The organism is Streptomyces sp. NPDC006197, assembly GCF_040613865.1.
Classification (GTDB): Bacteria; Actinomycetota; Actinomycetes; order Streptomycetales; family Streptomycetaceae; genus Streptomyces.
On record NZ_JBEXSZ010000255.1, the window covers coordinates 1 to 5,403 of the forward strand.

A 5,403-nucleotide genomic window follows, 5' to 3' on the forward strand; every position below is an offset into this window, starting at 1 on the left:
TCGGCTTCGGCACCGCTGCCGTCCTCTCGCCCGCCGGCGGCCGGATCGTGGACCGGGTCGGCCCCCGCCGGGCGCGCCACCAGGTTTCGTACGGCCGTCAGGCCAGGCCCGCCACCAGGTCGGCGACGCTCTTGCGGCGGCCGGTGAAGAACGGGACCTCCTCGCGGACGTGCATCCGCGCCTCGGAGGCGCGCAGGTGGCGCATGAGGTCGACGATGCGGTGCAGCTCGTCGGCCTCGAAGGCGAGGAGCCACTCGTAGTCGCCGAGCGAGAAGGAGGCGACCGTGTTGGCGCGGACGTCGGGGTAGCCGCGGGCCATCTTGCCGTGGTCGGCGAGCATGCGGCGGCGGTCCTCGTCCGGCAGCAGGTACCAGTCGTAGGAGCGCACGAAGGGGTACACCGAGACGTAGTCGCGCGGGTTCTCGTCGGCCAGGAAGGCCGGGATGTGCGACTTGTTGAACTCGGCGGGGCGGTGCAGCGCCATGTTCGACCAGACCGGCTCCAGGGCGCGGCCCAGCTTGGTGCGGCGGAAGAGGTTGTACGCCTCCTGGAGCTCGTCGCTCGTCTCGGCGTGCCACCAGATCATGACGTCGGCGTCGGCGCGCAGACCGGAGAGGTCGTACGTGCCGCGGATCGTGATGTCCTTGGCCGCGAGCTGGTCGAACAGCTCCTGGACCTCGTCGGCGTAACCGCCGCGGTCCTCGGGGAGAACGTCGCGCAGCTTGAAGACGGACCACAGGGTGTAGCGGATGACCTCGTTGAGGTCCTTCGCCTTCTTACCGGCGTTCGGGATCTTTTCGGGCGCACTCATACGCCTATTCTCGCCCGTCACGAGGAGTGCCCCGCACCGGGGTGCCCCGTTCCCGACGTGGCGCTGATCTCGTCGGCGAACCCTCCGATGATCTCGTCGGCCGCGCGGTGGGCCGAGGCGACGCAGGCGGGGATGCCGACGCCGTCGTACGCGGCGCCCGCGAGCCGCAGGCCGGGGAGGGCGGCGACGGCCGCGCGGACGCGGGCGACGCGGGCGAGGTGGCCGACGGGGTACTGGGGCAGGCCGCCGATCCAGCGGGTGACGGTGCTCGCGACCGGGTGGGCGGAGAGCCCGGTGGCGGCGGCGAGGTCCTTGAGGGAGGCCTCGACGAGGTCGGAGTCCTCGCGGTGGAGCTGCTCCTCCTCGCCGTGGCGGCCGACGGAGGTGCGCAGCACGAACAGGTCGGGGGCGCTGTCGGAGACCCACTGCCACTTCCGGCCGGAGAACGTGGAGGCCTTGATGGTGTGGCCGTCGACGGGCGGCACGAGGAAGCCGGAGCCCGGCAGGGCGGGCACGTCGGAGCGGCGGAAGGCGAGGGTGATCAGGGCCATGGAGGCGTAGTCGATCGCGTCGAGCTCGGCGGCGGCCGCCGGGGCGTGGCCGCCGAGGAGTCCGGCGGTGGTGCCGGCGGGGGTGGCGAGGACGACGGCGTCGGCGTCGAAGGTCCGGTCCCGGGTGACCACCTGCCAGCCGGTGGCGCCGGTGCGGATCAGGGCGTCGACGGGCGTGCCGGTGAGGATCTCGCCGCCGGCGGCGCGGATCGCGTCGGCGACCGCGCCGGGGAGGGTGCCGATGCCGCCCGCGATGCCGAGGAAGACGGCGCCGCCCAGGCCGGTGGCGGCGCCCGCCACGTCGGCGGGGGTGGCGGCGCCGGCCCGCTGGACGGCGTGGACGGCGGCGGTGAGGGTGGGGTGGGCGCGGGCGGCCTCGAAGAGGGCGGGGACGGCGGCCTTCATCGAGATGCGGTGGGCGTCACCGGCGTACACCCCGCCGAGGAGGGGTTCGACGAGCCGGTCCACGACCTCGTGGCCCATGCGCGCGGCGACGTACGCGCCGATGGCGATGTCCTCGCCGATCTCGGTCGGCGGCAGCTCCAGGTCGCCGCCGATGCGGCGCACGCCCTCCGCCGAGAGGAGCCCCTCGACGGCGGCGGGGTCGCCGGGGACGCCCATGACGTGTCCCTTGGGCATGGGGACCAGCTCGCCCCGGGACCAGACGGACGCGGTGGTGGTCACGGGGGCCTGGAGCCGGTCGCCGAGGCCGACGGCCCGGGCGAGGGCGACGGCCTCGGGGCGGCGGGCGAGCAGCGACTCGGCGCCGAGGTCGACGGGCGCGCCCGCGATCTCCCCGGCGAGGAGCTTGCCGCCGAGCCGGCCGTCCGCTTCGAGGAGGGTCACCCGGTGGCCGGCGAGGGCCAGCCGGTGGGCGGCGGCGAGTCCGGCGATCCCGCCTCCGGCGACGACGACGTGAGGCCCGGCGTGCTGTCCCGTGGTGTCCGCGTTCATGGCACCACTCTCTCAAATCGCCCGCCCGCTCCCGTTCCGAGGCCGGACCGTGACCGCATCGCTACCGCCGGAGGGCAACCCGAGCCGGGGGGCCGTACGTCCAAAGGGCATCACTCGTCACCACCCTGGGGGGATCCTCGTGCGGGCAGCAAGAACGAGAACGACGGCCGCGGTCCTGCTGGCGGCCTCACTGGTCCTGACCGGCTGCGGCGCGGGCGCCGCGGACACGGCCTCGGACGGCAAGGGGGGCACGGCGGCGAGGCCCGCCGACGCGGGGGCCGAGGGCGCCGCGGACCGCTCGGCCGCCGGGAGCGGCGCGGGGGCCGCCGGGAAGCCCGCGTCGAAGACGCCGGCCGGGCAGCACGTCATCCGTACCGCCTCGCTCTCCGTGGAGGTGAAGGACGCGGCGCAGGCCCTGGCCACGGCCCGCCGGGTGGCGACGGACGCGGGCGGGCACGTGGAGAACGAGTCGACGGAACGCGTCGACGACGCGTACCTCACCTCGCAGATCGTGCTGCGGGTGCCGCAGGAGCGGTACGACTCCGTCCTCACCGAGCTCGCCGGCACCGGGAAGCTCCTCGACCGCAAGGCGGACGCCAAGGACGTCACCGACCAGGTGGTGGACGTGGAGAGCCGGATCGCCACCCAGCGGGCGAGCGTGGCGCGGGTGCGGGCCCTGATGGAGCGGGCGGAGAAGCTGTCCGACGTGGTGACCCTGGAGGGCGAGCTGAGCCGCCGTCAGGCGGACCTGGAGGCGCTGCTCGCCCAGCAGTCCTCGCTGAAGGACCGGACGACGATGGCGACGATCACCCTGCGGCTCTCCGAGAAGGAGAAGCCGCCCGCCGAGGAGCGGGAGGAGGGCCGTCCCGGCTTCGGGGACGCCCTGAGCGGCGGCTGGAACGCGCTGGTGGGCGCGGCGGCCTGGATCGGGATCGTCCTGACCGCCCTGGCCCCGTGGCTGGCGGTCGCCCTGATCGTCTTCGTCCTGTGGCGCCGTCTCGTCCGGCCGCGCCTCGCGGCCCGTCCCCGGCCGACGGCCCCGGCCCCCGTCCTGCCGGACGCTCCGCGGAACGCCGCCGGAGCGCCTGCGGCTCCCGGGGCGCCGAAGCCCCCGCAGCCCCGGGAGGCCCCCGAGAAGTAGCGTCTCCCCATGAGCGAACGACTGGTGGTCATCGGTGGCGACGCGGCGGGCATGTCCGCCGCGTCGCAGGCGCGCAGGCTCAAGGGCCCCGGGGAGCTGGAGATCGTCACCTTCGAGCGCGGGCACTTCTCCTCGTACTCGGCCTGCGGCATCCCGTACTGGGTCGGCGGGGACGTGGCGACGCGCGGGGAGCTGATCGCGCGCTCCCCCGAGGAGCACCGGGCCCGTGACATCGACCTGCGGACGCGGACCGAGGTGACGGAGATCGACGTCCCTGGGCAGCGGGTCCGATCGCGGGACCTGGAGGCGGGCACGGAGGCGTGGACGGGCTTCGACAAGCTGGTGATCGCGACCGGGGCCCGGCCGCTGCGCCCGCCGCTGCCGGGGATCGACGCGCCCGGGGTGCACGGGGTGCAGACCCTCGACGACGGCCAGGCGCTGCTCGACTCGCTGTCCGCGACGCCGGGGCGGCGGGCGGTCGTCGTCGGCGCCGGGTACATCGGGGTGGAGATGGCGGAGGCCCTGCTGAACCGGGGCTACGAGGTGACGGTGCTGACCCGGGGCGAGCAGCCGATGGCGACCCTCGACCCGGACATGGGGCGGCTCGTGCACCGGGCGATGGACGGTCTGGGGATCAGGACGGTCGTCTCGGCGCCGGTGACGAAGATCCTGACGGGCTCGGAGGGCCGGGTGCGGGCGGTGGCGACGGAGGGGGACGAGTACCCGGCGGACGTGGTGGTGCTCGGCACGGGCGTGGAGCCGGAGACCTCGCTCGCGCGGGCGGCCGGGCTGCCCCTCGGGGCGTACGGGGGGCTGCTCACCGATCTGTCGATGCGGGTCCGGGGCCACGGGAACATCTGGGCCGGTGGCGACTGCGTGGAGGTCCTGGACCTGGTCTCGGGCCGGGAGCGGCACGTTCCCCTCGGCACGCACGCGAACAAGCACGGCCAGGTGATCGGGGCGAACGCGGGCGGCGGTTACGCGACCTTCCCGGGCGTCGTGGGCACGGCGGTGTCGAAGGTGTGCGACCTGGAGATCGCGCGGACGGGCCTGCGGGAGAGGGACGCCCGGGAGGTGGGGCTGCGGTTCGTGGCGGTGACGGTCGAGTCGACGAGCCGGGCGGGCTACTACCCGGGGGCCGCGCCGATGACGGTGAAGATGCTGGCCGAGCGGCGCACGGGCCGGCTCCTCGGGGTGCAGATCGTGGGCCGGGAGGGCGCGGCGAAGCGGGTGGACATCGCGGCGGTGGCGCTCACGGCGGGGATGACGGTGGAGGGGATGACGGCCCTGGACCTGGGGTACGCGCCGCCGTTCTCGCCGGTGTGGGACCCGGTGCTGATCGCGGCGCGGAAGGCGGCGGGGGCCGTTCGGGCGGCGGGCTGACCCGAGCGGCGCACGACCGGGCGTCACGATTTGCGACCGGCTCGTCACCATGTGCAACTGGTCACATGATCAGACACGCGATGCGCGCGCTCAGCGCCGCCACCCTCGTCATAGCTCCGATCGCACTGACCGCGACGCCCGCCCACGCGGTGGCCTCGTGCCGCGTCAACGGCATCCCCGTCAGCAGCACGAACGTCGTCGGCACGGCAGGCTCCGACTACATCACCTGCGGCTCGCTCGCCCCCGGCGACACGGTCAACGGCGCCGGCGGCTCCGACTACATCGTCATCGACGGCAGCGTCGGCGTCAGCATGGACGTCATGCCTCCCATCGCCACCGTCCGGGGCGGCACCGGCCGTGACTACATCGTGGTCAACGGCACCGTCGGCCAGTTCGGCCAGGTCCTCGGCAACGAGGACAGCGACTACCTCCGCGTCTTCTCGAACGCGGGTGTGGTCAACGGCGGCCTCGGGCTCGGGGACCTATGTGCGCGAGCGTCCCGTGCCCCGGCGGATCGCCCGCTCCGGCTACCGTCCCGCCTCCGGCGCCAGCCCCTTCCGCCA

Annotated in this window: 5 protein-coding genes and 1 pseudogene; 3 read left to right on the forward strand and 3 right to left on the reverse strand. The window is 74.7% G+C overall.

Annotated elements, in window-relative coordinates; all coding sequences use genetic code 11:
• Positions 1–97 precede the first annotated feature (97 nt).
• The gene (gene hemQ / locus ABZ318_RS38820) at positions 98–811 is read right to left on the reverse strand and encodes a hydrogen peroxide-dependent heme synthase (protein ID WP_030690075.1); all 714 of its coding nucleotides are present in this window, start codon (positions 809–811) and stop codon (positions 98–100) included.
• A 17-nt stretch (positions 812–828) separates the two neighbouring features.
• Positions 829–2,316: a protoporphyrinogen oxidase gene (hemG, locus tag ABZ318_RS38825; protein ID WP_356907125.1), complete on the reverse strand. Its 1,488-nt coding sequence runs from the start codon at positions 2,314–2,316 to the stop codon at positions 829–831.
• A gap of 139 nt (positions 2,317–2,455) precedes the next feature.
• On the opposite strand from hemG, the gene ABZ318_RS38830 reads away from it, so the two are divergent.
• Both ABZ318_RS38830 and ABZ318_RS38835 read left to right on the forward strand, forming a co-directional pair.
• The gene (locus ABZ318_RS38830; RefSeq protein WP_356907126.1) at positions 2,456–3,457 is read left to right on the forward strand and encodes a DUF4349 domain-containing protein; all 1,002 of its coding nucleotides are present in this window, start codon (positions 2,456–2,458) and stop codon (positions 3,455–3,457) included.
• A gap of 9 nt (positions 3,458–3,466) precedes the next feature.
• Positions 3,467–4,840, forward strand: a complete 1,374-nt coding sequence (locus ABZ318_RS38835; protein WP_356907127.1) for an FAD-dependent oxidoreductase — start codon at positions 3,467–3,469, stop codon at positions 4,838–4,840.
• Between the two features lie 61 nt (positions 4,841–4,901).
• Here ABZ318_RS38835 and ABZ318_RS38840 read toward each other — a convergent pair whose 3' ends face one another.
• Complete coding sequence (locus tag ABZ318_RS38840) at positions 4,902–5,045, reverse strand: hypothetical protein (protein ID WP_356907128.1); 144 nt, start codon at positions 5,043–5,045, stop codon at positions 4,902–4,904.
• Between the two features lie 263 nt (positions 5,046–5,308).
• Between ABZ318_RS38840 and ABZ318_RS38845 the strand changes: the two are divergent.
• Positions 5,309–5,403, forward strand: a pseudogene (locus ABZ318_RS38845) (GntR family transcriptional regulator); the annotation flags it as partial.

Excerpts from the sequence above, each read along its gene's own strand:
- hemQ (WP_030690075.1), bottom strand. The coding sequence starts at position 811 with ATGAGTGCGCCCGAAAAGATCCCGAACGCCGGTAAGAAGGCGAAGGAC.
- hemG (WP_356907125.1), bottom strand. The coding sequence starts at position 2,316 with ATGAACGCGGACACCACGGGACAGCACGCCGGGCCTCACGTCGTCGTC.
- ABZ318_RS38835 (WP_356907127.1), top strand. The coding sequence starts at position 3,467 with ATGAGCGAACGACTGGTGGTCATCGGTGGCGACGCGGCGGGCATGTCC.